This is a genomic window from Mucilaginibacter agri, assembly GCF_009928685.1.
Lineage (GTDB): Bacteria > Bacteroidota > Bacteroidia > Sphingobacteriales > Sphingobacteriaceae > Mucilaginibacter > Mucilaginibacter agri.
In genome coordinates this window covers 611,882-637,107 of the sequence record NZ_WWEO01000042.1, presented here as the reverse complement: position 1 = coordinate 637,107, position 25,226 = coordinate 611,882, and the positions used below count along the sequence as shown (strand labels likewise).

Annotated in this window: 23 protein-coding genes and 1 tRNA gene; 11 read left to right on the top strand and 13 right to left on the bottom strand. The window is 44.1% G+C overall.

Annotated features, from left to right (window positions below; all coding sequences use genetic code 11):
- Positions 1-187: 187 nt before the first annotated feature.
- From GSY63_RS12780 to GSY63_RS12760, 5 genes are all read left to right on the top strand, one after another.
- Positions 188-260: transfer RNA gene (locus GSY63_RS12780), tRNA-Gly, on the top strand.
- Between the two features lie 102 nt (positions 261-362).
- A complete protein-coding gene (locus tag GSY63_RS12775; RefSeq protein ID WP_166586190.1) occupies positions 363-554 on the top strand; it encodes a hypothetical protein in 192 nt (63 codons plus the stop codon).
- A gap of 294 nt (positions 555-848) precedes the next feature.
- Entirely contained in the window at positions 849-2,333 is a 1,485-nt protein-coding gene (locus tag GSY63_RS12770; RefSeq protein ID WP_166586189.1) for a serine protease family protein, read from the top strand.
- Between the two features lie 12 nt (positions 2,334-2,345).
- Positions 2,346-4,832 (top strand): hypothetical protein, encoded by a 2,487-nt coding sequence (locus GSY63_RS12765; protein WP_166586188.1) that lies wholly within the window; start codon positions 2,346-2,348, stop codon positions 4,830-4,832.
- A 146-nt stretch (positions 4,833-4,978) separates the two neighbouring features.
- Positions 4,979-6,037: a proline iminopeptidase-family hydrolase gene (locus tag GSY63_RS12760; RefSeq protein ID WP_166586187.1), complete on the top strand. Its 1,059-nt coding sequence runs from the start codon at positions 4,979-4,981 to the stop codon at positions 6,035-6,037.
- Between the two features lie 5 nt (positions 6,038-6,042).
- On the opposite strand, the gene GSY63_RS12755 is transcribed toward GSY63_RS12760, so the two are convergent.
- Together GSY63_RS12755 and GSY63_RS12750 are read right to left on the bottom strand one after the other, a co-directional pair.
- A complete protein-coding gene (locus GSY63_RS12755; protein ID WP_166586186.1) occupies positions 6,043-6,633 on the bottom strand; it encodes a C40 family peptidase in 591 nt (196 codons plus the stop codon).
- An 82-nt stretch (positions 6,634-6,715) separates the two neighbouring features.
- Positions 6,716-6,871: a lmo0937 family membrane protein gene (locus GSY63_RS12750; protein ID WP_166586185.1), complete on the bottom strand. Its 156-nt coding sequence runs from the start codon at positions 6,869-6,871 to the stop codon at positions 6,716-6,718.
- A gap of 289 nt (positions 6,872-7,160) precedes the next feature.
- On the opposite strand from GSY63_RS12750, the gene GSY63_RS12745 reads away from it, so the two are divergent.
- Positions 7,161-7,823, top strand: a complete 663-nt coding sequence (locus tag GSY63_RS12745; protein WP_166586184.1) for a flavin reductase family protein — start codon at positions 7,161-7,163, stop codon at positions 7,821-7,823.
- Positions 7,824-7,903: 80 nt separating this feature from the next.
- On the top strand, positions 7,904-8,368 hold the full coding sequence (locus tag GSY63_RS12740) for a MarR family winged helix-turn-helix transcriptional regulator (RefSeq protein ID WP_166586183.1): 465 nt from the start codon (positions 7,904-7,906) through the stop codon (positions 8,366-8,368).
- A gap of 86 nt (positions 8,369-8,454) precedes the next feature.
- Here GSY63_RS12740 and GSY63_RS12735 read toward each other — a convergent pair whose 3' ends face one another.
- A complete protein-coding gene (locus GSY63_RS12735; protein ID WP_166586182.1) occupies positions 8,455-10,023 on the bottom strand; it encodes a M20/M25/M40 family metallo-hydrolase in 1,569 nt (522 codons plus the stop codon).
- Between the two features lie 130 nt (positions 10,024-10,153).
- Between GSY63_RS12735 and GSY63_RS12730 the strand changes: the two genes are divergently transcribed.
- A complete protein-coding gene (locus GSY63_RS12730) occupies positions 10,154-10,966 on the top strand; it encodes an SDR family oxidoreductase (protein WP_166586181.1) in 813 nt (270 codons plus the stop codon).
- 10 nt (positions 10,967-10,976) lie between these two features.
- Here the strand turns inward: GSY63_RS12730 and GSY63_RS12725 are convergent, their stop codons facing one another.
- From GSY63_RS12725 to GSY63_RS12715, 3 genes are all read right to left on the bottom strand, one after another.
- The gene (locus tag GSY63_RS12725; RefSeq protein ID WP_166586180.1) at positions 10,977-11,429 is read right to left on the bottom strand and encodes an META domain-containing protein; all 453 of its coding nucleotides are present in this window, start codon (positions 11,427-11,429) and stop codon (positions 10,977-10,979) included.
- 10 nt (positions 11,430-11,439) lie between these two features.
- Positions 11,440-12,231 (bottom strand): DoxX family membrane protein, encoded by a 792-nt coding sequence (locus GSY63_RS12720; RefSeq protein ID WP_166586179.1) that lies wholly within the window; start codon positions 12,229-12,231, stop codon positions 11,440-11,442.
- 78 nt (positions 12,232-12,309) lie between these two features.
- The gene (locus tag GSY63_RS12715; RefSeq protein WP_166586178.1) at positions 12,310-13,569 is read right to left on the bottom strand and encodes a hypothetical protein; all 1,260 of its coding nucleotides are present in this window, start codon (positions 13,567-13,569) and stop codon (positions 12,310-12,312) included.
- A 173-nt stretch (positions 13,570-13,742) separates the two neighbouring features.
- Here GSY63_RS12715 and GSY63_RS12710 point away from each other — a divergent pair, with 173 nt between their 5' ends.
- Complete coding sequence (locus tag GSY63_RS12710; RefSeq protein ID WP_166586177.1) at positions 13,743-14,315, top strand: gluconate 2-dehydrogenase subunit 3 family protein; 573 nt, start codon at positions 13,743-13,745, stop codon at positions 14,313-14,315.
- 4 nt (positions 14,316-14,319) lie between these two features.
- A complete protein-coding gene (locus GSY63_RS12705) occupies positions 14,320-16,011 on the top strand; it encodes a GMC oxidoreductase (protein WP_166586176.1) in 1,692 nt (563 codons plus the stop codon).
- Here the strand turns inward: GSY63_RS12705 and GSY63_RS12700 are convergent, their stop codons facing one another.
- From GSY63_RS12700 to GSY63_RS12670, 7 genes are all read right to left on the bottom strand, one after another.
- Positions 16,012-16,404: a tautomerase gene (locus GSY63_RS12700; RefSeq protein ID WP_166586175.1), complete on the bottom strand. Its 393-nt coding sequence runs from the start codon at positions 16,402-16,404 to the stop codon at positions 16,012-16,014.
- A gap of 13 nt (positions 16,405-16,417) precedes the next feature.
- The gene (locus GSY63_RS12695) at positions 16,418-17,164 is read right to left on the bottom strand and encodes a succinate dehydrogenase/fumarate reductase iron-sulfur subunit (protein WP_166586174.1); all 747 of its coding nucleotides are present in this window, start codon (positions 17,162-17,164) and stop codon (positions 16,418-16,420) included.
- A 23-nt stretch (positions 17,165-17,187) separates the two neighbouring features.
- Positions 17,188-19,101 (bottom strand): fumarate reductase/succinate dehydrogenase flavoprotein subunit, encoded by a 1,914-nt coding sequence (locus GSY63_RS12690; protein WP_166586173.1) that lies wholly within the window; start codon positions 19,099-19,101, stop codon positions 17,188-17,190.
- Positions 19,101-19,763, bottom strand: coding sequence for a succinate dehydrogenase cytochrome b subunit (locus GSY63_RS12685; RefSeq protein ID WP_166586172.1), 663 nt, complete (start codon positions 19,761-19,763; stop codon positions 19,101-19,103). The genes GSY63_RS12690 and GSY63_RS12685 overlap by 1 nt, the downstream gene beginning before the upstream one ends.
- A 48-nt stretch (positions 19,764-19,811) precedes the next feature.
- Positions 19,812-21,242, bottom strand: a complete 1,431-nt coding sequence (locus GSY63_RS12680; RefSeq protein WP_166586171.1) for an anion permease — start codon at positions 21,240-21,242, stop codon at positions 19,812-19,814.
- A gap of 17 nt (positions 21,243-21,259) precedes the next feature.
- Positions 21,260-22,408 (bottom strand): porin, encoded by a 1,149-nt coding sequence (locus tag GSY63_RS12675; RefSeq protein WP_166586170.1) that lies wholly within the window; start codon positions 22,406-22,408, stop codon positions 21,260-21,262.
- A gap of 245 nt (positions 22,409-22,653) precedes the next feature.
- Positions 22,654-24,003 (bottom strand): Gfo/Idh/MocA family protein, encoded by a 1,350-nt coding sequence (locus GSY63_RS12670; RefSeq protein WP_166586169.1) that lies wholly within the window; start codon positions 24,001-24,003, stop codon positions 22,654-22,656.
- A 155-nt stretch (positions 24,004-24,158) separates the two neighbouring features.
- On the opposite strand from GSY63_RS12670, the gene GSY63_RS12665 reads away from it, so the two are divergent.
- Complete coding sequence (locus GSY63_RS12665) at positions 24,159-25,205, top strand: phosphotransferase enzyme family protein (protein ID WP_166586168.1); 1,047 nt, start codon at positions 24,159-24,161, stop codon at positions 25,203-25,205.
- Positions 25,206-25,226: the final 21 nt, after the last annotated feature.

Genomic DNA, 25,226 nt, shown 5'->3' with positions numbered 1-25,226 from the left:
CTTGTTATCGCCCTATCAGTTTCACCCCAGCTTACCTGAATTGCGACTTCGCGAATTAAGAGCGTGTAACGAAATGTGTAGATTTTATTTAATTAAATTGGCGTTCAGTCGCTTACAACTGTATTTAAAACAATTTTATTTTTTCTCTTGCACAAAATACTTTTCTGTCTATATTTGCACTCCCAATGCGAAAGTAGCTCAGTTGGTAGAGCACGACCTTGCCAAGGTCGGGGTCGCGAGTTCGAATCTCGTCTTTCGCTCAAATGCAAAAATCCCCTCAGCAATGAGGGGATTTTTTGCTTTAAGGCAGTTTGTCGTTGGGTCGGTTCAATAGTTTATCACATAATATCTAACTTACCATTATGAAACACGAAGATGTGGTTGCCGCTCTCAAAGCCATCGGCGAAAAAGGTGCTACAACAGGGCTAAGTGCCGAAGATTTGCAAACTTTGAAGTCATATACCCTGATTGATATTACGGAAGATGCCAAAACCCGAAAAACAGTTTACTCTCTGACTAAAAAAGGCCGAGTAATGCTTAAGGCAAATTCCTAACAGACAATCTAAAAATACTCTAACACTCCTTCACTGAGAAACACTTTCCCCTGAGATTATCTTTACAGTTCTACACAATTCCTGATCGTTAAAAAGCCTCGTATTGGCTTTTCATATCTTTATACTAAATTCATATTACCATCTCATACCTATACATATAAGCATATCGATCCGTTAGCTATAGCTTATTTCGTGCTAATTGTATAAATTTAAGTATAGTTTATAATTACGTTGAAATACTGGTTTTTATGACGCCTTAAAGTCGTATTTCGTCCACTATAACCTTATCTTAATATGTCGACGTTACCTCTCTTCTTGTTGAACCCAGGTCTGGTTACAAATCCTGTGGCCGGTGTTTCTCCTCCCTCAGATTTTTTGAACGACCTGATTGCCATTAGCATGGTGCTCTTTATGCTCAGTGTAATTGTTGAGAAAATAACTGCGCTTATCAGAAAATACGCGCCATTTAAAATGGGCATGTGGTTATCGAAAAGAAACGTAAAATTTTGGCAAAACATCGGCAAAAAGTCCCCGCTTAAACAAGTACCGCTTAAAAAAATAATAGAACGCGAAGTATACTCCCTTAGCTTTATTATCGGCTTATTCATTGCCGTAACTTTCCGGGTTGATCTGTTTAGAATGATTAGTGCCGAAAATGCTAAAGATGTACTTTTTTGGACAAAGCCAAAATGGGATAGCTACGACGGGTTCTGGGACACTTTATTACTGGTGATATCACTTGGCCTAACCGGTTTTTTTCTCACATTCGGATCCAAATTTTTTCACGACCTGCTCGAAACGCTTTTTCAGGTTAGGGATGTTAAGCAAAAACTGCAAGACGAGAATACATTTAACCAGGGCAGCATAGCATCGTTCGACGAGTTTTTTAAAACCAGTTACGCAACGATGGTTGATACGGCCATTACCCAAAACCAACAACTACTAACCAGCCCCGATATGATTGGCCCTCCCCGGCACGGCAAAATGCTTAAAAATGGGCAATGGGTTGATTGTATAGAGATACATTTAACGGGTGCAGCCACGGGTACAATCCCTCCATCTGTGGTAGCTACATTAAATTCGGGGCAAAAAGTGAGTGTCCCAGTAAATATTATCAGTGATATTGGTACTATTAAAGTATTAAGTAGCCAGGGCGACACGGTAGATGCTACAACAAACCCAACTTACCAGGGAACTATATGTTGCCGTATTGTTGGCCCGGATACAGTTAAAAAATTACTAACCTGCAGCCATGTTATAGTCGGCGGATCGGGTAAAAACTTTTTTGGAGCAATAAGCCCCCCCATTGCCGCACAAGTAGGTGGCATTGCAGGGGCACAATTTGTTTGGGCCCAATGCGATATAAGCCACGACATGGCATTGTTAACCGCTGCAGATAATGCGTTTAACTATGCAATACAACCGGGCAAACCACGGGTGCTTGGAGCACCCGATTTGATGAAAACAGTGACCGTAGTTAGACAAGGCGGCAATACGATCAAAGGTAAAATCGTAAATTACTGTGTTACCGATAAAATACCTATTCGTTATACGGAAGGCTTTTTGGGTGTTATAAACCTCATTGTGCTATCAAATGTAACTACTAACGGCGACGATGTAACTTACGTAACGCTAACAGCCGGAGGTGACTCGGGCTCGGCTGTATATGATACTAATAACAATCCTATCGGGATGATCATTGCGGGCGATGATAAATTCTCCTATGCGCTCAGCTTGGTTAGTGTACTCAATTCAATTCAATCCACTATAACTACCTAATTACAATTGCATATGAAAAAAACATTACTAATATCGCTGTTCGCCATGGCAAGCGGGCTTTGTAAAGCCCAAACTACAATCAGCATTAACGCAGACACGATAACTAAACCTACTTATAAATATGAAGCCGATTTAAGTAAAAATATAACACTGATATTTCTGAAAAACCCAGCTGCAACATCAATAAAAATTACGGATGGTGAGGGAGGTGCGAAGACCATAAAATCCAGCTTTTCTAAGGCAGAACAAGTCTCCTTTACATTCCCCATGGCCAGTGATGGGCGGACACTAACAGGTTCCGCCGGGGGCATACCCCCCTTGCCATTTATTATAAAAACGCCGGTAATTATTAATTATAATGGCCATACACTAACTATTAGCAACAAAACATCAACTATTGCGGGCACAACTTCAACAACTGGTTTAAAAACCGCAGCCGGCACGGCAGCGCCGAAAGATGATACACCTGATAAAACAATATCACCTATGCGCGGCATAGAAATTCATGATGCCATCTACGCAAGCAATCTTTATAATGCAGGTAAAACAACCGATTTAATCGCTTTGCTCAACGACATTTACACTCTCTCTAAAAAAAGTGGCGATCCTGAAACATATAACTGGAAAAACAACCCTTTCATTAACCCGGTTTTAAACAACCTATCTACATATGATGCATTGATTGCAAACCCGCAGGGCGGTGTAAACCTATCAGGCTTTATCAGCGGTGTGGGCAACACCGACGTAACCACCGTTGTAGACGGTATTGCTAAATTTCTGGTTAAAAGAACTAAACAAGAGCTAACGGTAAACTTCTTCCAGCATTTTAAAGAACTGCTGAACAAACCCAAATACAAAGACATTAGCTTGCTATTTCCTAATACGGTTCAAACTCTTAACAGCATTGATCAAGACATTTATCAATATTCTAACTATATCAACACACTTAGATCGGCATTTGAACAGGATTTCAGCTTATTGTTAGATAACATGCCAAAGGTTGTTAACGAGGGCAATTTTAAAGACTATTTTGCCAAACACACAGATGTTAAATACTCGGCACTTTTAAGTTTGTTTGTAGCCCGCGAATTGATCAACGATACTCATCCGGGTAAAATAATCGAAACACTGCCGCAGGTGGATGTAGACAGCTTAAGTCAGCCATTTCCCGGGGCCATCAGCACCATACAGCTATTTTCAAAATCGTTGCGTGCGCGGGGCAGCAAACAATACTGGACCACACCAGATACCTTAAAAATGTTGATCAGCAAAGACGACCCTGAATTTATTGCTGCAAAATTTTATCTCGGTTTTATTTACGAAAAAGCTAAGTTGATTTCGTTCGGGACGGCTAATAATTCTTTGGCCGAATATCTTAAACCTGTTGCAGCTAGCACCGACTCCATCAAAAAATACATCGCCTATATCCAGAAATTTGGGCAGCTTACGCATAATGTAGAATCAAGCGTTCTGCAGATTAAAAACAATACTACTAACCAGGAGCCTGATGCACTATATCATCGGCTGTTCGACAACTTTGCCGATGTACTGCAACAGGTTTACGAAGTTCGCGCATTGCCGTATATAAATAAATCGGTATCATTTAAACCTGTAATGGCCGACTATATTATGGCATTTCGAAAGGCCAATGATCTGGCTATGGATATAGCGCAAAAAAACTATGGTTCCTCCGCTACGGATGCCTTTGCGCTATACATGCAGTTTTTGCAGATTAAGCAGGATCAGCCGACAATAATTAATAGCAACAAACTTACTATAGCCAACAGAACTGATACCCTAACGGCGCCAGCTACCCCTTTTAAAGCACTGGCAACTGTAAACAGTAAGGGAACTACCAGTACTGCCGACTTTGCTAACAATCAGGTAGCTATACAAGATGGCGCTATCCAGGTTGGTGCTTTTTTGTCTAAATACGGCAATTTTATGGCTAACATGGTTAAAGCCAAAAACTCCGACGATGTTGAAGCAGCAATAGATGCCATCGCCCTTCCGGTAGGCAGTGCCTCACTAAAAAAGCATTCTCCTTTTAGTATTGCCCTTAATGCTTACGTAGGCCCCTATTTAGGAGCCGAAAAGATAAAAGGTGTGGATGATAAATATAAGGCAAACGCCTACGGCATAACCGCTCCCATTGGCTTCAGCATCAATTTTGGTCTGAGCCCCAAAAAACCTGGGGCAGCTTCTTTATCAGCTTTCTTATCTGTAATTGATTTAGGGGCGCCAGTAGCATTCCGTTTTGCAGACGATAAAACGGAGCAGGTGCCTAGCATAAAGCTTAAAGACATTGTATCTCCGGGAGCTTTCTTGTCTTTCGGAATACCCAAGGTACCAGTATCTCTTAATGCCGGCTGGCAAATGGGACCTCGATTAAGAGATCTTACTGACACTAACGCCACCACTTCCGGATCTACTTATGGCCGATGGAGCATTTCCCTGGTAGTTGATATCCCGATTCTAAATTTCTATAAAACTAATTGATCGTCAATAAAAATAACTCATTAAAAAAAATCCCTCCAGCTCAGAGGGATTTTTTGTTTATAACAGGTCAGCTTTCACTCATATCCTATCATTATATCCGATTTTCGTTAATTTCGTGCTTTACCTGCAACTAAAACAATTTTCCAATGTCGCTCAAAAAACTAATACCCATAGCAGCCGTTGCTTTCAGTACTTTAATTGCAGCTTGCACGCAAAACGGCCAGCTCAATAAATCAGACAATCCACAGAACGAGTATCTTAAAGATGAGACCGAAGGTATCAAAACCGGTGGTGTTCAAATGATACAGATTAACACCCCAAAAGGCAAGTTTAATGTGTGGACCAAGCGCTTTGGAAATAACCCTAAGATTAAATTACTGTTATTAAATGGCGGACCGGGTGCTACGCACGAATATTTTGAATGCATGGAAAGCTTTTTACCGGCCCAGGGCATTGAGTTTATTTACTACGACCAGTTAGGTACCGGCAACTCCGACAACCCTAAGGACACAACCATGTGGGACCTGCCCCGCTACGTTGAAGAGGTTGAACAAGTACGCCAGGCCTTAAAACTGGATAACAGCAACTTTTATCTGTTAGGCCATTCATGGGGCGGCATACTGGCAGCGCAATACGCACTGAAATATCAAAAGAATTTAAAGGGCTTGATTATCTCTAACATGATGATGAGCGCTCCCGATTATGGTAAATACGCCGATAGCGTGCTCGCCAAACAATTCGACCCAGTTGTATTGACCAAAATACGCGCACTTGAAGCCAAAAAAGATTTTGAAAACCCCGAATATATGGGCTTGCTGATGCCGAATTATTATGCCAAGCATATCCTGCGCCGGCCGATTGATAAATGGCCTGAGCCTGTTAACCGTTCTTTTGCAAAGATCAATAAGTCGCTCTATGTAACCATGCAAGGGCCTAGCGAATTTGGCATATCGGGCAAACTGGCTAATTGGGACGTTAAAAGCCAATTAAAACAGCTTTATGTACCAACTTTAAGTATCGGTGCACAATACGACACCATGGATCCGGTGCACATGAAATGGATAGCTACTCAGGTGCAAAACGGGAGTTACCTATATTGTGCCAATGGCAGCCACATGAGTATGTACGACGACCAGCAGACTTATATGACCGGCCTTATCCGTTTTATTAAAGCGATTGATGCCGGCGAAAAGAAGATAGACTAAATAAACTATTTATCGTTTTGTGGGAATATGCGGAGAACCTTCACAAAGCGGCTTCGATAAGCTGGATACAAGGATGTTTCGGTAACGCCGTAAGCCTTGCCAGATGTGGAGTGAATAAACCTTGGGGCATCGCCCTTAGGGGAAATAATGATGCCCATATGCCCCACGGTACGATCGGTAGTGTCTGTGCCGGTAAAAAGGATCAGATCTCCGGCTTGGGCGTCCTTCACATCAATCTGGTGGTTTACGTAAGTAAAATCAACCGAACTGCGCGGTACAGATATGCCGAAATGGTTAAATACATAGCTTATAAAACCCGAGCAGTCGAACCCGTATTGCGGGTCTGTTGAGCCATATTTATATGGGATGCCTGCAAGTGTTCGCGCAAAGCTTACCAGTTCGGCAGGTTGGGTAGCACCAGTTACAATGTTAATTGGCGCATTTGCAGTACCAGGTTTAAGTGGATTAATAGGATGATTATAAACTGCGTTAGCAACATCCTTCGTTCCAACATCCTCGCTCGATGGTTTATCGTTAGGCGTACTGCAAGCATACATCCCCAGCATAAATACAAAACAGCTCGTATTAAATCGCATCTCGTAAAAAGGTTTATCTTCAAAAAAATAGCCAGGCTATCATTATAACCTGGCTAAAAAAAATATAGCTGTTCTAATTAATTTATACTACTGTATCTCGTCTCAGGAAACCCAGGATTAGCGAAATAATAGCAATTACTAATAAGATATGAATTAAACCGCCAGCTGAATAAACAAATTCACCTAATATCCATCCGATAACCAGGATAACAGCGATGATATATAATAAAGATCTCATGACTTGTTTTTAAATGTGTTAAAATTTGATTAATTAATGTTTTATAACACTTACAATACAAGATGTATACCATAACCATTTATTTGCTTTAAAACAAGATTTTCACTACAAATACTCCTATTTTGTGTATGATATTGTCTTAAATATTAAAAATAAAGCGTAGTAATCAGGACAGTTTGCAGACAATACTATGACATAACCAGTATTTAGTTCTATCTCAAGACAGCAAGAATCGGGTTTTGTATTAGCACGCGGCGATCTACTTTCGTTCTCAACAAAATAAGATTGCATGCACATCACATCAAGGCCCTCCATTTTATATTTCGGAACACCGGTAGTAATCATCAGCACTAAAAATAAAAACGCTACGGATAACCTTGCTCCTATGTCGTCTATATTTTGGCTGGGTTGGCGTTGCGTTATTGGCTTGGCGGCGGCATCACAAACTACTCAAAACTTGTTGCGTACCCGTCAATGCGTTTTAAACCTTCCTTCTGTTAATGAGGTAGCGGCTGTAAATCGCCTTGCGAAAACTACCGGCACAGACCCCGTTCCTGAAGGCAAACGACTAAAGGGCTATCGTTTTGAAGAAGATAAATTCGGCATAGCCAACCTTAGCAGATTATCAGCATTAACGGTTAACGCCTATCGGGTACAAGAATGCCCGGTACATTTGGAAGCTGTTGTGGAAGCCACACATGGCCTTGCTGAAAATGATGCCGACATGCGTGGCAAAATAATCACATTCGAACTGCGTATTCAGCAAGTACACATCGACGAGCAGATATTAATAGATGGAAACCCTGACCGTATAGACCCTGATAAATGGCGGCCCCTTATCATGAGCTTTCAACAATTCTATGGTTTGGGTGATAAAATCCATTATTCTACCCTGGGCGAAATCCCTGAAGAATTATATAATACTAAGGACCGCAGCATGGCTAACGCTTAATAAAATGATATTGAAATAGAATATCTTAATGGTTAAGATACTTAAAAATCTGATATTTGTTTAACGCACGAAAATCAGATATGTCGACAGAAAATCCAACCAGTATTTACGACCTGATGTGGGCCGTAAGGAAATTTACCCGCTCCTCGTTAATATTACAACATATGATAGCACAAGACATTGGGCTAAATGTAACCGACACCGAGTGCATGGATTTTCTGCAGGAAATGGGGCCATCAACCGCAGGGGCATTGGCAAAGGCCACCCGCCTGACTACCGGAGCCATTACTAATGTAATAGACCGACTGGAGAAGGCCGGTTTTGTAAAACGTAGCGCCGACCCAACCGATCGCCGTAAGGTAATTGTAACCTTTGTACCCGACAAACACACTAATGCCAAAATACATTACGCAGCGCTGAGTACCGTAGTAGCAGAGTTGTTTTCCACTTACACAGAAGAACAACTGAAGTTTCTGACAGATCACACCAACGCTCTTAATGAAATATACCAGGAGCAGGCACTCAAAATAAAAGAGGACAAATAAACTCAAAAAGCCGCCCTGAATATTCAAAGCGGCTTTTTTTATGAGCGTGTCTTGATTCCTGACTCTCGATTCTTGATTCCCGGAAACTATTTCCCGTCCAGTCCTCCCCTGCGGATGGCCTTAACCGGCACCGGCCATTTAATGCCTTCGGTTTTTACGGTTGAAGTTTTCTCCGGGTCTTCGCTTGCCATGTAGGCCATTATAGCTGCTAACATCGCGTTATTGCGTAAGTCGTCGAAGATCACCTTATCATAAGTATCGCGGTTGGTATGCCAGGTATAATTAAAGTACGACCAGTTAAGCGATCCCAACGAAAAGCCCGGCGCACCGGCAGCTACAAACGAAGCAAAATCGGACCCGCCACCACCCGGTTGACCAGGGAAGTTGGTTTTAATACGATTTTTGATAGTATCTGGCACAGCCTCTAACCAACGGCCCAAATAGGTTTTGGCATCAGCAAAACCCTGGCCCGATAAGTTTACCACACGACCGGTACCGTTATCTTGGTTAAATAGAGCCTGCAAGTTCTTCACAATTTCCGGGTGATCTTCTACAAATGCACGTGAGCCGTTCAGTCCTTCTTCTTCGCTACCCCAGTGACCCACCAGTATAGTGCGTTTTGGATGTGGATAGAATTTCTTTAACAGGCGCATAGCCTCCATCATAGTCAACGTACCTGTACCATTATCGGTTGCACCGGTACCGCCATCCCACGAATCGAAGTGAGCTGATAGCATCACATATTCATCGGGTTTTTCGGTGCCTTTAATTTCGGCAATGGTATTAAAGGTTGATACTACACCCAGTTCCTTAGATTCTGTGTGCATACTGATCATCGGTTTGCCGCCAGATTCAATCAAGCGATAAAGCAAGCCGTAATCTTCTAAAGCAACGTCAACAGTAGGCACTTTTTTGGTGTATGCACTAAATATTTTATCAACCCCAAATCCGGCCGACCAGGTGTTGGTTAATATCCCCGCCGCACCCGCATTCTCTAAAGCCACCGGTAAGGTTTTGGTAGTGTAACCGGTTTTAGCAATGCGCTTTTTCCATGCGTCGGTCATCGCGGTACGCTCAGCCTTCATTTTATCGAATGATTCTTTCAGCGCAAATTCCTGCCAGTTATAATCCGGGCGACCGGTTGGTTGGTTCATAGAAATCATCACAAATTTTCCTTTGGCGCTTGGCATCCATGCGGCGTAAGCGGCCGAGTCGGCCAAATCCGGCAGTATAATAACTTCGGCAGTTACAGTCTTTTTACCCATACCCGGGCTCCAGGCAAGTTGGGTCGCCTCCAAAGTTCTTACCCTCGGCGATACCATATCAATATGCGAAACCCCACGCTCCCATCCGCGCCACTCGCCCCACTTTTCATTATGGGCTTGTATGTCCCAGCTTTTGTATTTATCTACGGCCCAGTCGTTGGCCTGTTTCATTTGCGGCGTACCCACCAGGCGCGGGCCAATCTCGTCAAAAAGCTCGTGCGCTAACTTTTCTAATTGCGAGTTACTGTTCTCCTCTTTAACAATGGCGTCAATAACTTCCGATTTGCTTGTTTGTGCAAAGCTGATGTTACTGCAAAGTGTTACGCCCAAAACAAGCGGCAAGGTTTTTTTCCAAATGCTGCGGGCCGAATAGTGGTTTGTGGTTTTCATGTACCTAATTTATAAAATTGAGCCGGGGGTACAATAATTACCAGCCGCTATAAACCCTAACCGCATAACATTTTTACAAATTGCAAAAAGCAGGCAAAGCTTTGATCTACATAAATTACCTTAGCTGCAGATGAAAACGGTTAGCATTTTAGGTTGCGGATGGTACGGCAAAGCGCTCGGCCTGGCGCTTTTAAAAGAAGGTTTTACAGTAAAAGGCTCTACTACCTCTTCAGAAAAACTTACTGACTTTGCCGCCATTGGAATAAAGCCCTACCTCATAAACCTAAGCGCTGAAGGGATAGCATACGATCCTGATTTTTTTGATTGTGATGTACTGATCATCAGTATACCTCCAAATATTCGTAAAACTAGTGGAGACGATTTTATACAGAAAATAGAGCGGCTGATAGAAGTCATTAAAAAGCATCAGGCTGCTCAAGTGATCTACATCAGCTCCACAGGTGTTTATGGTGATGATCAAGGCGTGGTAGATGAACAAACTATTCCTCAACCCGATACGGAATCGGGTAAGATAATGTACGAAGCGGAAAAGCTTCTGCAACAAGCTTCCGGGTTTAAAATCACAGTCATCCGCTTTGGCGGACTGGTTGGCCCTAATCGCCATCCCGGGCGATTCTTCGCCGGTAAAAAAGACATACCAAATGGGCAGTCTCCCGTTAACCTTATTCATTTGGATGATGCAGTTTGTATCACATTGAGCCTCATCGCAAAGCAAGCCTACGGACATGTATTTAATGCGTGCTCGCCAGATCATCCGCATAAAGCCGACTTCTATCGAATGGCAACCCAACACTTTGGAGCAGAGCTTCCACAATTTAAAGACGAGCTGATCAGCAGCAAAGTGGTGAATTGCTTAAACGCAAATAAGGTTCTTAAATACAAGTTTAAGGTTACGGATTGGTGGACTGTTTACGGTGCCTAACCCGAAATAATTACTTCTTGGTAAACCGCATTATGGCTATATCGCCCATTATAAAATTAAGCGTGTTACCATCGCTTACCGACCAGGTGTTTACTTTTTTGAGGTTATCTAAAAAAACGGTTTCGCCCTGCCCAGTACAAAACATTTTGGTTAATGCCATTGGCCCGGTAAAATCTATTTTATGGCCGGTTACCATTAACGGGCCATTAAAGCTATTACAACCTGTATTACCACTCACCCGCTTGGCAGCCATATCGAAGTTGATCACCGGTTTTTTTGTGGGATATAAGCTATCTACAGCTGTAGATCCTGCAACATAATTAAGTTCCCAACTACCTGCCAGCTGGGTAGTATCGGTTACCTTGGTGGTGTCTGACACCGCGGCTGTTGGGTTTGCCTTTTTTGCGCTGCTACAGGCAAACATTACACAGGCGATAAACGAGCATAGGATTAGTTTTTTCATGGGTGATGTTTTAATGGTACCGTTTTGATATTGATAGTTTTTTATGGCTTCCTGCTATTAAAAAAGCAATCCCGCTAAATGCAAGGGCTTCAAACACGCTGGTCAACTCATTTCCATGGCCGGTATTAGGGTCGGCAATGGCGCGTGGGATGTGCAGCATAACAAGCCAAAGGAATATCATTATACCCAACAGCGTTGCAGCCAGTGTTGTTTTAACATTAATTATTATGGCTATGCCTGCCAGCATCAATGCAATGCCGGCAAAGTAAGTCCAGAAAAGGTTACCGGGCAGCCACTCGGGAACCAGCATTTTCACAAAATCGGGATATAAAAAATGATCTATGCCAAAAAGGATCATTGTTACACAGAAAAAGCACCTGCCTAAGGCGCTCAAAATCCGAAGCGGTGTGGGAATGTCATAATATTGGGGTAAGGAGGCTGCGACTAAAAATGCACCTCCCGCTAAACTGAGCTCTTTTAGTGGATCTGTCCACACGCCCAAATGACCCGGGTAATGCGCCAGCTGGTAAGGCAATTGAAGGGTAAATACAAACAATAGCAACACATACCCTAATAGAATAGACGCGGCATGAGCTTTCAGCTCAAAAACAATAAGCACACATGCCGCAATCATTAGTAAACTTAACACCCAGGTAAAGATCAGTCTCCCCTGCTGAAGCCATAGCGGATAAGCGGGCGGAATAATTACTGGCCTTATGTCGCCTACTATTAATTGCTGTACGGCAATAGCTATTAACGCAACCGCAAAAAAGAAGCGCCACAACCGGTTATAATTCTCCATTTCGGGTTAAAATTGGTATAAGCAATATACCAATTTATAAACCAATCTAACTGCTTTACAACAACTTATAGCTAAATACTATTGAACCACCTTTAGGGCATTAACATCTGGAATACCGGCAGCATCTGAAGTGGTGAAGTAGATATTATTGCTAACCGTAGGCACCGTTGTAGCCTGCTGATTAACGATATAACTATTTGGGTTTGGCGCCGGGAAGTTAAAGCCTACGTTGTCGTAAACATCGCACTTGCCGCCAAATAAATCATACACATCTACAACAACACCATACCAGTCTTTGCTTAAATTAAGGTTGCCGCAGGTATTGTCGTAAATTTGGGCATTGGCATAAGTAGTTATCCCCGGCATTATTTCTGATGCAAAAGATTGCACCTCGAACGCGGAATACTTGCGCGAATTTACCACCACGTTGTTATAGATCAGTACATCTTTAGGCGTAGTACCAAAGCTACGGATCCAGGCCCGGATGGCGTTACCCTGGTGATTTTTAATAAGGTTATGGTGGAAAGAACCACTACCCTTAATCATAAATATGCCGTTATGGTTATTGTTAGTAGGGTTAACATCGGTAATGGTATTGTTGTGGATGTCGTAACCATCTACGTTGGCTGCAAAAAACACCACCCCGCAATCCGATTTCGAAAAATTAACATCTGCAATCTCCAGGTTTTTGATCAGCCCGGTTATTACACCATTCACCGCATCGCCACCAAATTGCATAAACATTTGCGAGTTGGTGCAGTCGAGACTTAGCAGCTTCAAACCATCGGTATAAGACCCCGCCAAGCCGGTGTATTTGATAGTGCCACTGTTATAGATGGCGATATTACCAATGTTATTAAAAGAGAAGTTTTGGATGGTTAAATTGCGTGTGGTACCAATTAAGGTAATGGAATGGTACGATGGATTATCTCTCGATACAAAACCATCATCAATACCAGCGGTGCCATTACCTGCAATAGTTAAGTTGCTCACGTTGGTAATATGCATATGGTCCCAGTTGCCCGCCATTTGCACCAGGCCACTGTTTTTAATATAGATTGGGCAGCCAGCATTAATGTTTTGCACGTCGATACTATTGTATGTGCCGCTCTTTACACTAATCAGATCATTACACTTGAGGCCCATGGTATTGCCATCAATAAGCAATGACCCGGAGCCTTTACCAACCGGCAATGTTCTGCCTGTAACTGGTGTTGTTGCTGCAATTGTTGTGGTAATGCTATCTGTAACAGGATTAATGCTTTCGGCCTTTTTGCACGATGTAAGAATTACAACTGACGCAATGGCCCCTAAAATTGAGTAGAATTTGATTTTCATACGCCCCTTTCCGCTTTCTGTAGATGTGTACGCAAGCTTAAATCATAAAGTTGCCATAAAATCCGAAAAAGTAACATTTTCGTTACTAAATGACTCGAATGTATTATATTGAGGCAAAATGATTAAACTGAATGCTTAATAGACGGTACTAAGATCTAACTTTATTTTTCGCTGTGAATAGACAAAAAGCTATACAAAATCTGTTATTAATTGCCGGTATTGGCGTTTCTTCGGGTACTGTTTTTAAGTTATCGCTCCCGGAGGAGATCAGCGTTAACGAACTTCCGCATAAAAAATTGTTACTGGCCGAACTGGCTGACACAATTATCCCCCGTACTGACACCCCGGGCGCTAAAGATGCCGGAGTTGAAGACTTTATCATCAAGATGATTCGTGATTGCACAGATTCAAAAACTCAACACAACTTCTTGAGGGGATTGTCTGGCCTGGAAAAGTATAGCACAGACAGTTATGGCAAGCCATTTACAAGCTGCAGCGAAGCGCAAAGAACCGACATATTAAAGCATTTTGAGTCGAGGGCTACTTACCGCATTAATATTATTAACAAGATCAATAAAAAGCTGCTGGGTGTGCCATTCTTCGTAAAACTTAGGGACCTTACTGTAGAAGGTTATTGCACATCGATGCTGGGTGCAACCAAAGGCATGGCATATGATTATATCCCCGTAACTTTTCAGGCTTGTATTCCAATTACTCCAAATCAAAAGGCTTGGGCCACTAAATAAATTTATGTTTACAACAGGTACTTCAGAGGCTAACGCAACTTATGATGCAATTGTAGTTGGCTCGGGCATTAGTGGTGGTTGGGCAGCTATGGAACTCTGCAAAAAAGGATTAAAAACCCTACTGCTGGAGCGTGGCCGCAACGTAGAACACATTAAAGATTATCCCACAGCCAGCCTCAATCCCTGGGATTTTGAATACAGGCTTAACAATACCCCACAATTTGTTAAAGAAAGCCCGATACAGTCGGGAGGAACAGACCAGGGCAATGCGCATTTTTTTGTAAATGATACAGAACACCCCTACATTCAGCAAAAACCATTCGAATGGTACAGAGGCTACCACATGGGTGGCCGTTCGTTAACCTGGGGAAGGCAATGTTACCGCCTGAGCGACCTTGACTTTGAAGCTAACGCTAAAGAAGGTATTGCTGTAGACTGGCCTATTCGCTATAAAGATATTGCCCCTTGGTATGCGTATGTAGAACGTTACATAGGCGTAAGCGGTCAAAAAGAAAACCTGTCGCAATTACCCGATGGCGAGTACCTGCCCGCTATGGAGCTTAACTGCATTGAAAAACATTTAGACGATACCCTGCGCAAAAGCGGCCACGACCGCCTGCTTACCATTGCCCGCGTAGCCAACCTGAGCCGTGGCTGGGACAACCGAGGCCCATGTATGAACCGTAATCTCTGCTCGCGCGGGTGCCCTTTTGGTGGTTATTTTAGCAGCAATAGCTCAACCATACCCGCAGCTATGGCAACCGGTAACCTCACCATCAGGCCCTACTCTGTTGTGGCTGATGTAGTGTATGATGAGCAAAAGCAACGCGCCAAGGGTGTACGCATTATTGATACGCTAAGTAATGAACATTTTGAATACCATGCTAAAGTGGTTTTCTTAAATGCATCTACCATTGCTACCGCGGGATTATTGCTTAATTCAAAATCACACCGTTTCCCTAACGGCTTTGGTAATGATAGCGGCGAAGTTGGCCATAACCTGATGGATCACCACTCATCTGCAGGGGCGCATGGTGTGCATAGTGGTTATAAAGAATTTTACTACAAGGGCCGCAGGCCGTGCGGGTTCCTGATCCCGCGTTTCCGCAACTTGAAACCGGGCGACGGACTGGATTATACCCGCGGCTACAACATACAAGGCCACGGCGAACGCGCCGAATGGCGCGACCCGATTGGCATTACCGGCTTTGGTGCCGACTTTAAGAAGAAACTTACGCATCCTGGCCCATGGACAGTTTGGATGGCCGGTTGGGGCGAATGTTTACCCTATCATGATAACCAGATAAGCCTGAGCGATAAAAAAGATAAATGGGGATTGCCTATTATCAATATCGATTTTTCTTTCCGCGACAATGAGAATAAGATGATGGCGGATATCCGCAAAACCTCTGGCGAAATGCTGGATGCTGCCGGATTTAAGGATATCGATACCTTTAACTATGGCAAACCAGGCGGTTCTACTGTACATGAAATGGGAACAGCCCGCATGGGCCGCGATCCGAAAACTTCGGTGTTGAATGGCAACAACCAGGTACACGCCGTCAAAAACGTATTTATTACCGATGGCAGTTGTATGACTTCGTCGGCAAGCCAAAACCCATCGTTAACTTATATGGCACTTACTGCCCGTGCAGTTGATTTTGCCGCGGACGAATTAAAGAAAGGCAACTTATAATTACACCATTTCATCGGGCGACCAATCGTTGCTGAAACTGCCCATCCACTGATGATACATCTCGTCGCCGGTGTGCTGGGTAAATTCGATATTGAGGGCATTAACTTCCAGTTGGAGCAATTCATTAATCACCGCGACGAGGGCCTTTGATAGCTCTGTTCTTACTTCTACAGATCGGCCAGCTCTGATGTCGCACATCAATATTGCGGCTGGGTAAGGCTCGCCTTCGCTGCAACGCCAAACGCTGCCTTCGCCCAGCTCACGGATGGTTACGGTTATACGCTTAACACTTGCGTTCATTATCCGGGCGTAGATCTCTCCCATCTGCTTGGCTAATTCCTGCTTAACAGCAGTTGGATAGGTTTTGGTTACTTCTAATTGTAAATAAGGCATGCTAATTTTTAAGTTATGGTTTCATCACCAGGGCTTTATTATATTCAAAATTCATGCGGGCAATATGTAGCACCGAAATAGATTGCGGGCACTCTACCTCGCAGGCTTCTGTGTTAGAGCAATGCCCAAAACCTTCTGCTTCCATCTGATCTACCATGTTTACCACCCTGTCCGCAGCTTCCAGTTTGCCTTGAGGCAGCAAAGCCAAATGGGTTATTTTAGCAGAGGTGAACAAAGCTGCACTTGAGTTTTTACAGGTAGCCACACATGCACCACAGCCAATACATGCTGCGGCGTCAAAGGCTGCTTCGGTTACATCATGCGATATCAGGATGCTGTTAGCCTCCGGCGGTTGTCCCGTCGAAGCAGATATAAACCCGCCTGCCTGTATAACACGGTCAAATCCGCTACGATCTATTTTTAAATCGCGCACTATTGGAAATGCGGCTGCCCTGAAAGGTTCGATGTAGATCGTGTCACCATCTTTAAAACTGCGCATATGCAGCTGGCAGGTAGTTGTATTAGGTAGCGGCCCATGTGCCCGCCCGTTGATCATCATACCACACTGGCCGCAGATACCCTCGCGGCAATCATGATCGAACTCAACTACGCGCTCGCCTTTACCCACCAGAGTCTCATTCAGCAGGTCTATCATCTCCAGAAACGACATGTGCTCCGATACATCATCGAGCATGTAATCAACCATTGCTCCCGGTTGGGTAGCTGCTTCCTGACGCCATATCTTCAACTTCAATCTCATTGTCAAATCGTTTTAGTGTTAGGTTATTTATAGCTCCGTACAGCAAGTTCAACATTTTCAAAAACCAACGGCTCTTTGTGCAGTTCCTCTTCTGCTCCACTGCCCTTCCATTCCCAGGCAGATACAAAGCAAAAATCCTGGTCGTTACGCACGGCCTCACCGTCTGGTGTCTGATATTCCTCTCTGAAGTGTGCCCCGCATGATTCTTCTCTTGTTAGCGCATCATAGCACATTAGTTCTCCTAATTCGAGATAATCAGTCACGCGGCCGGCCTTTTCCAATTCGCTGTTTACGGTGCCGTCACCCGTTATCTTAAGATCATTTTTAAACGATTCGCGCAACTGTTTGATATCCGTTATGGCTTGTGTCAGGCTTTCTTTGCTACGCGACAAGCCACATTTATCGTAAAGGAGTTTACCTAGTGTCTTATGAAAATAATCAGCTGACAACGTTCCTTTGCTTTGCAGGAATCGGTCCAATTGTGCCTTAACAACTTGTTCTGCTTCTTCAAACGCCGGGTGATCTGTGGTCACCTTTTCAGCCTTCAATTCATCTGCCAGGTAATTAGGTATAGTATACGGGGCAACAAAATAGCCATCAACACAGGCCTGCAATAAGGAGTTTGCCCCTAATCGGTTAGCGCCATGGTCTGCAAAGTTAGCTTCACCTAAGGCAAACAGACCGGGGATGGTGGTCATTAATTGATAATCTACCCAGAGGCCGCCCATAGTAAAGTGCGCCGCGGGCGAGATTAGCATAGGCTGTTCGTAAGCATTAATGCCGTTGATCTTCTCGTACATGGTAAACAGGTTACTATACTTTTCTTTGATCTTTTCTTTACCCTGCTCTTTAATGGCTTTAGAGAAATCGAGGCATACGGCATTCTTCATCGCCCCAACTCCGCAACCTGCGTCAATACGTTCTTTGGCAGCGCGGGAGGAGATATCCCTTGGCGAAAGGTTACCAAATGCTGGGTATTTGCGTTCGAGGTAATAATCGCGTTCTTCTTCCGGAATGTCTTTGGGTTCGCGCTCGTCGCTCGCCTTTTTTGGCACCCAGATGCGGCCATCGTTACGCAAAGATTCGGACATCAGCGTTAGTTTAGACTGATGCTCGCCAAGTTGCGGTAAACAGGTTGGATGAAACTGGATCCAGCTTACCCCCGACATAAATGCCCCCTTTTTATGCGCCCGCCATATAGCCGAGCTATTACAACCCATAGCCAGCGTAGACAGGTAATAAACCTTGCCATACCCACCCGTAGCCAGCACTACTGCGTTAGCGGCGTGGCGCTCAATCTGCCCGGTAAGTAAATCTCGGGCGATAATGCCTTTGGCTTTACCATCAACCACTACGAGTTCGAGCATTTCGTGCCGGGTGTAGGTTTTTACTTTACCCAGGCTTTCCTGTCGCATCAGTGCCTGATATGCGCCTAACAAAAGTTGCTGACCCGTTTGTCCCCTGGCATAAAACGTGCGCGACACCTGTACCCCACCAAAAGATCGGTTATTTAAATACCCGCCATACTCTCTTGCAAAAGGCACGCCCTGTGCCACAGCCTGATCTATTAATTGAGCAGAGCATTGCGCTAACCGGTATACATTAGCCTCTCGCGAGCGGAAATCACCTCCCTTAATGGTATCGTAAAACATCCGGTACACGCTGTCGCCATCGTTCTTATAATTCTTGGCTGCATTTACGCCACCCTGTGCGGCTACAGAATGGGCCCTGCGCGAACTATCTTGAAAGCAAAATGATTTTACGCTATAACCCTGCTCGGCCAATGAAGCCGCGCACGATGCGCCGGCTAACCCCGTGCCTACCACAATAACATCCAGCTTTTTACGATTAGCCGGGTTAACCAGCTTGGCGTGTTCTTTATACTTATCCCACTTATCGGCCAAGTCACCAGCCGGAATTTTTGCATCTAACATCATTACAAGCTATTTAAGTAAACATAAACAGGCATTGCCATAAAGCCCAGTATAATAACCGTGGTATACACCCAGCCCACTACCTTTACCCATCTAACATATTTGGGATGGAACACACCCAGCGTACGTGCCGCGCTAAAAAAGCCGTGCAGCAAATGGAAACCGAGGGCTATAAGGGCAACTTCGTATACCAAAACATACCATAGTTGCTGATAGGCTTTTTCTACAATGGTGTACAAGTCCTTATTTCCCTTAGCATCAAGCGGCAGGTTGGTAAACTTGTACTGATACCAAAAATCTTTAAAATGGATAATAAGAAACAGGAAGATGATAGTACCCAGCAAACCCATGTTTCGGCTGTACCATACGCTGGATACTCCGCGCTTATCGTACACATATTTAGTGCCGTTAGCCTTTGATTTCTTGACGGTAAGTATAATGGCATAAACGGTATGACCGATGATGGATGCATACAAAACATAGGCTATAATTTCGATGATGATATTGCCGGCCAACAAATGCGAATACCAGTTAAATTGCTCGCGTGCCCTATCCGGCGGCAAAAACAGTTGCAGGTTACCCAGCAAATGAATTACCAGGAAGAAGCACAGAAAAAGCCCGGTGCCCGACATCCAGAGTTTATATTGTAGCGAATTTGTCTTCATAAGTAGATATTATTTTTCATAAATTTTGGAAAGCTGTTTAGCTATATGTTACCATAAACCGATTACCTTCCACCATAAACCACCCACAACAAACCAAATAAGCAGGAACAGTACGCTGATAAAGAATCCCTGTTTCCACCAGTCTTTCATATCCACATAAGTGCTTCCAAAAAATATAGGCGCTGGTCCGTGGCCGTAGTGGGTGAGCGAACCCATTAACGTGGCGCAGGCCCCTAAAAATACAGCCAGCATAGTTCCCGGAACACCTACCGAAATACCTACCGCCAAAAACACCGAATACATAGCTGCCGCCTGTGCGGTTGCACTGGCAAACATGTAATGGCAATAAGAATAAACCAGTATGATAATCGGAAATGCCGTTTGCCAGCTCATGTGCGACATTTTTGCCCCCACCAAATGGCCAAACCAACCAATAAAACCTAGCGAGTTGAGGTACGACCCCATCATTACCAATGACGAAAACCAAACGATAGTATCCCAAGCCCCTTTTTCAGATTTTACATCCTCCCAGGTTAACACGCCGCAGAGTAATAAAATACAAAGGCCTATTAAAGCGCCGGTTGTGGCATCAACTGCGAACAGGTTACCGAAAATCCACAGCACCAGCAGAATGATAAAGGTGGCCACCATTAACCATTCTTGCACCGTCACGGCGCCCATTTCTTTCAATTTCACAGCAGCCATAGCAGGTGCATCGCCGGTTTTTTTGAGTTCGGGTGGATAAAATTTGTAGAGGAATAACGGTGCTAATAAAAAGCAAACCAGGCCGGGCACTGCTGCTGCCATAAACCAGCTACTCCAGGTTATGGTGATGCCGAGATCTTTAGCAAATTTTTGCGCCATGGGATTGCTTGCGGTAGCGGTTAAAAATATCACCGAGGTAATCATGTTGGCATTGTAGCTGCTCAGCGTTAAAAAGGCGCCTATTTTGCGATGGGTTTCGGGCTTTTCGGGTTCAGAACCCATGTTAACCGCAATAGATTTCATAATGGGGAATATCACACCTCCTGCCCTTGCTGTGTTACTGGGAATTGCAGGTGCCAAGATCAGATCGGCAGTATTAAGGCCATAAGCCAGCCCTAACGAGCTTTTGCCGAAGATGCGGATAAAATTGTAGGCCAGCCGCGTACCCAAACCTGTTTTAATAAACCCGCGCGCAATAAAAAAGGCCAGCCCAATAAGCCATATCGTAGAGTTGCCAAAACCACTTAATGCATTGGCGATGGATTTTGAAGGACTACCGGGTGCCAGCACCTGCGTAACGGCACACAACGTAATACCAATCATGGCCATGGTGCCCATAGAAGCGGCTTTTAAAATAATACCGATAATGGTTGCAGCAAATATGGCCAGCAAGTGCCAAGCATTGGGTTTCACCCCTTCGGGAGCCGGAATAAACCAGATTATTAACCCAATTACCGCTGTAATGGCCAACGAACGCAGGTTAATCTCTTTCATAGTTAAAGGTTTTTATATTAAAAGCGCACCTGTAATTGCAGGTACCCGAGGTTGTGCGAGTATGTGGTTGTTAAAGGGATATCGTTTTTATACATATCGATAGAAACGCCCATCTGTACCACGGCGTAAAAATCGTCGGCAAATACGAGGGATACGTTGGGGATAATGGTTTGATGCGGATTGCTATCGAACTTGTAATTTTCATTGAGATACTCATATCGCGACGAAAACTCAATAGCCCGTACCCTCGGCATATTAAACGAGTAGCGCATAATAGGGAACACATAAATGCCCTGCATCCGTACCTGCGACAATGGAGGCCGCGGAACGGTATAGGTATTGTAAAGTGCCAGATTTGTACCGTTTTTATACTCTGTGCCGAAAAGGAACTGCCAGTTGGTACTGATTTTTGCCTTACCTATCACATCTGCCCCCCAGGCGTCGCCCCCACCATTGCCCTGGCTGCCGAAAGCTCCGTTAATACCCACTATCATCGTTTTACCTATAGTGGCCTCGAGCCGGCCATATACATTCTTCTGATTGTCGTTATCGACAGGTTGGTTACGGTTGTTGCCATTATAAACGCCGGCGTAATATCTAACCGGCAATTGCCCTTCGCCGGTTATGTCGCCAAAAATGGATAGACCCACCTGGAAACTTTGCCAGCCACTTGCACCGAATGCATAGTATTGGTTGGAATAATCGAGCGTACGGATCACATCTACAGGCATGGCGTCTTCAATACCGAAAAACGGCCTGAATTGCCCCGCCTGCACGTTTAAATGTTTATTAAGCGTGTATTTAACGTAGGCGTTCTCTAAAACCTTGTTGGTTGGGTTACTGCTAAACTCGGCAAAGTTGAACATCAGATTGGCCGAAAAGTGGTCGTTAACTGTACCCTTCACCATAAAACGTACACGTTTAAGCAGAAAGGTATTGGTGATCTTGCTATCCGAGTTTTCGTTGAAATTTTTGCCGTTAACATCCACATCGCTGGTGAGTGAATTAACAAACCGGGTTTGCAGTAAACCCGAAAAGCCGATGGAGCGCTTATAGGCAGAATAGTTGGTGATGGTGTCCTTATCAACCCCGGCAATATCTGTTTGCTGGGCGAATATAGGTATACAAAATAAAAAGAGGGATAGCAGTATAAGGCTGAATTTCATGTGGTTAGCAGGTGATTTATTTAAAGCTAGGCGATTTAAATTTACCATACAAGTGAGCCAATGTTAATTTTTGGAGTATTCGGCGCACTTTCGGATTCTAATTAGTTGTGCCCTTGAAGCTAATTTAGACACTTAACCACCAGCCTGCATACTTTCACAATCACCAGAATGTTGCACATTTTGATGTGAAACGACAAAGCCCGGTGTTAGGGCACCGGGCTTTGTTAAATATATAGTCTTCTGTCTTAAAAACCGCTATCGTCAAGCGCGAAGGTATTCTTGCGGTTTTTCCATTTGCCTTTCGTAAAATCCGGGAATTGTTGAGGCATATTACCCTCTTTGATAGATTTTTCGGACAAGGGCGTGATAGCGCTCATGGTAACCGAATCATAGACATCTATCGGCGTTTGTTTCTTTTGCTTCACGGATTCAACAAAAGCATTAAATACAAACCAATCCATACCACCGTGCCCTGCGCCTTCAGCTTTGCTTTCGTACTTTTTCCAAAGCGGGTGGTCGTACTTGGTAAACCAGTCGGCAACAGGATCCCAAACGTCGTTCTTTTTCGATTGATGTTCGATGTAAACACTCTTGGCCACATCCATCCAGATACCTTTTGTACCCTGCACCCTAAAGCCTAACGAGTAAGGCCTTGGCAAATGCGTATCGTGCGAAAGCAATACGGTTTCGCCATTAGCACAATTGATCATGGTGGTAGTTACATCGCCATTTTTATAATTGATCTTGGCATTTTTATTACCGGGCGCCATTTCTTCAACATAAGCAGCCAGTCCCCTTGCTTTCGAACTGAAAGATACCAGGCTGGTAAAGCGGTTGCCATAGTTAATATCTACATAATGCATAGCTGGCCCTGCACCATGAGTTGGGTAAATATCGGCATCGCGATCTATATTAAATTGGGTACGCCACTGAGCTTCGCTCAGTGCATTAGGCCCAAATTCCACACCATAGCCATAAACGTGCTTACCATCGTTAAACAAAACATCGCGCAGGTTGTGCTGGTAGCCGCCTTCTACGTGCACCAGTTCGCCAAACAGGCCTTGCCTAACCATATTAAGCACAGCCATAACATCGCGACGGTAGCAAACATTTTCTAACGTCATGTAGGGCATACCGGTTTTTTCAGAGGTGTTAACAATATCCCAATGATCTTCCATACTTAGGCCCGCAATTACTTCGCAGCCCACGTACTTACCGGCGTTCATGGCATCGATAGACTGCGGGTGATGAAACTGCCATGGCGTGGCAATAATTACGGCATCAATATCTTTACGATCCAACAGTTTTTTATAGGCATCCAGCCCACCGGTATACTCCTGCGGCATGGCTTTGCCCGATGCCTTAATCTGTTCGCGGCACAACTGCAGCGATGATTCCTGAATATCGCAAATGGCAGCTATTTCAACATCGTCGCGCAGCAAACCTTCGGCAATATGGTTACGGCCACGCTCGCCAACGCCGATATAGCCCAGTTTAATTTTGTCCTTATTGGCAGCAAAAAGGCTTCCGGTAGGTAGTATGGCAAAACCGGCCGCCGCTATCGAACTTTGTTTAATAAACTCTCTTCTTTCCATTTTGTAGCTGTTGTTGTATTATCGAAAAACGTAATTGATTGATGGGAACGCGGCGGCAAAATAATGATTCGGCCTTATAAATCATTAAAATTCACAAAATGTTCACACCAATTTTGAAGTCGTATTAGTATGTTTGGTATACAATCCTGCCTTTTATGCTCAATTACATTTTAGCCGGCTTTGGCCTTAATCCAACCCAATACATTGTAGAACCATTTGGTTCGGGCCTCATTAACCATACGTACAAAGTATCTGGCAATGGAAAGCAGTATATTTTGCAGCAGGTTAACACCCAGGTATTTAAGGCGCCAGCTGATATTGTCTGCAACTTAAAGCAACTGCAGGACTACTTTAACCAAACTCACCCCAGCTACCTTTTTGTAGCGCCGCTACCAACCTTAAAAGGCGATACCTTGATGCAATCGCCATTGGGTAATATTTACAGGCTGTTCCCTTTCGTGGAAGGCTCGCACACGGTTGACGTTATTGGCGACGAGAAGCAGGCTTTTGAAGCAGCAAAGCAGTTTGGCAAGTTTACAGCCCTACTAAAAGATTTTGATGCCAGCAGGCTAAAATATACCCTTCCCGATTTTCATAACCTCAACCTGCGTTATCAGCAATTTATTGCAGCCTGCGAAAACGCAGATAGCTTACGCCAGAAACAGGCATCCGCAGAAATAGAACAAGCGCATGAATTTGAGCACATTGTACAAGTATATAACCAATTAATTGCTGATCAGGCGATCCCATTACGGGTTATCCATCACGATACTAAAATCAGCAACGTGTTGTTCGACGACGAGCAAAACGGCTTGTGCGTAATAGACCCTGACACCATTATGCCCGGCTATTATTTAAGTGATGTTGGCGACATGATGCGCACCTACCTTTCGCCTGCTAATGAAGAAGAAACCGACCTGGAGCAGGTATATATCCGGCCGGAAATATTTAGTGCCATTTGCCATGGCTACCTTTCGGAAATGGGCAGCATACTAATCCCTGCCGAACTGAAAAACTTTAATTTCTCTGGCCAAATGATGATCTACATGCAAGCTCTCCGTTTCCTGACCGACTTTCTGAATAACGACAGTTACTACGGAGCCAAATACGAGGGCCATAACCTTAAACGGGCGAGAAATCAGTTTAAGCTACTTAGCGAATATGCTAAGGCCAGCAGCAATTTTGAGCAACTGGTAAAGTAGACTGATCGAGCCTAAATCCAG